The organism is Streptomyces alkaliphilus (assembly GCF_014141535.1).
Classification (GTDB): Bacteria; Actinomycetota; Actinomycetes; order Streptomycetales; family Streptomycetaceae; genus Streptomyces; species Streptomyces alkaliphilus.
Genome location: NZ_VKHT01000923.1, coordinates 1 through 1,982, shown reverse-complemented (window position 1 = coordinate 1,982; position 1,982 = coordinate 1). Strand labels below are relative to the sequence as shown.

Below are 1,982 nucleotides of genomic sequence, written 5' to 3'. Positions count from 1 at the left end.
GGGACGGGGGTCCCCGGGTCGGGCAGCAGGGAGCGGCGGGAGAGCAGGGCCACTCCCCCCGCGGAGGCCAGACCGATGGCGGCGCAGCACACCCACGGCAGCCAGGAGATCCCCGGGTTCTCCCCGAGGTCCATGGTCCATCCCACGAGGATGTTGCCGAGGGCCGCGGCCAGGCCGGAGACCATGTAGAAGACCCCGAGGTGGGTGCCGGTCAGGGAACTCCGGCCGAAGGCGGGGACGAGCTCCATGACGAAGGGCTGGGCCGTCATCACACCCAGGTAGAGGACGAGTGCGGCGAGCAGGACGGGGAGCAGGCGCAGCGCCGCCGCGGCCGTGCCGTCCGGGACCCCTGGATCCGAGACCCCGACCACCGGCAGCGGAATCAGGAAGGCCAACCCCATGAGGGCCAGGCCCAGGGAGATCCACCGGCCGCGCCGGCCCCGGCGTTTGAGTCGGGTGGTGATGCGCAACTGGAGGGTGAGGCCGGCGACGGTACCGACCAGGAAGAGGAGGCCGGCCGCGCCCGCCCATCCGCCGGCGGTCCGCGCGCCGTCCGGCAGAAGCAGGTAGAGCTGGGTCTCCAGGGTGAACATGCCGGTCATGGCGAGGGCGAAGGCGAGGAATCGCCGGTTGCCGAGCACCCCCCGCCAATCGGTCAGGACGCCGGGGCGATCGAGGCGCTCCACCCTCCGGGCCGGCAGGACGAGGGCCTGTGCCACGGTCAGGACGGCGAAGATCGCGGCCGCGGTGAGCGCGGAGGTGCGGAAGTCCACCAACAGCAGGACACCGCCCAGCAGGGGGCCGACCAGGGCGCCGCAGGTGGCGAAGACCTGGAACAGGGCGAACGCCTCCGCCCGCCGATCCCCCGATTCCACCGCGATGTAGGCGCGCACCGCCGGGTTGAACAGGGCGCCCGCCATCCCGCTGAGTACGGAGGCGGCCAGGAGGACGGTCAGGGAATCGCCGAGTGCGAAGAGTCCGAACCCGACGGTCCGCAGGGCGCAACCGGTGATGATGACACCCCGGGCACCGAGTCTGTCGGCCGCCGAACCACCGATGATGAACAGCCCCTGCTGGCTGAGGTTGCGCACCCCGAGCACCACGCCGACGATCGCCGCCGACATGCCGAGGTTCTCGCCGAGGTGCAGCGCGAGGTAGGGCACCAGGAGGTAGAAGCCGGTGTTGACGCCGAATTGGTTGACCAGGAGCAGGCGGACGGCGAGGGGGAAGTCCCGCACCGCGCGAAGGGTCGTCACGGCCGGCCTCCCCCCGTCCGCGCGGCGTGGTCCGGGAGGGCGTCCCCGGAGGGCGGCGGATCGATCGGGGTGACGCCCAGCCCCGGCGTGTCGCCGACGCCGACGGTGCCGTCCGCTCCACCGATGCCCCGCCACGGGTCCCGGGCCAGCAGCAGGTGGCCGTCGAGGTCGACCCACCGCGCGCGGTCCACCAGGTGGACGGCCGGGGCGATGCCGAGTGAGGAGGCGGTGAAACAGCCGAGCATGACCTCGGTGCCGCTCCCCCGGAGTGCCTCCATGACGCGCAGGGCCGCCCGCACCCCACCGCACTCGGCGAGCTTGATGTTGACGCCGCCGACCCGCCCGGCCAACCGGACGGCGTCCCGGTGATCGGCGGCGTCCTCATCCGCGATCAGGGGCAGGGGCGAACGCGCGGCGAGCCGGGCGAGCGCGTCGGGGTCCCCGGGGGCGATGGGTTGTTCCACGGCCTCGACCCCCGGGAGGGCGAAGCGCGGGATCAGCCGCTCGGCCAGCTCCGGGGTCCAGGCCCCGTTGGGGTCCAGGATCAGACGGATCCCCGGCGCGGCGTCGCGGACGGCGGAGACGCGCTCCAGGTCCTCCGCCGGGTCGGGGGCGCCGAGCTTGAGCTTGAGCAGCCGGAAGCCCCGGTCTGCGAGCGCGCGGGCCCGTTCCGCGGCGTCGCCGGGATCGGTGATGCCGATGGTGTGTGTGGTCGCGGCGGAGGGC

At 73.7% G+C, this 1,982-nt stretch carries 2 protein-coding genes; both read right to left on the bottom strand.

Going from position 1 to position 1,982, the window contains the following annotated elements; genetic code table 11:
- Positions 1-1,256, bottom strand: a 1,256-nt coding sequence (locus FNQ90_RS21180) for an MFS transporter (RefSeq protein ID WP_182607814.1), incomplete at its 3' end; no start/stop codon positions are given.
- Positions 1,253-1,982, bottom strand: a 730-nt coding sequence (locus FNQ90_RS21175; RefSeq protein WP_323380109.1) for an enolase C-terminal domain-like protein, incomplete at its 5' end; no start/stop codon positions are given. The genes FNQ90_RS21180 and FNQ90_RS21175, both read right to left, overlap by 4 nt.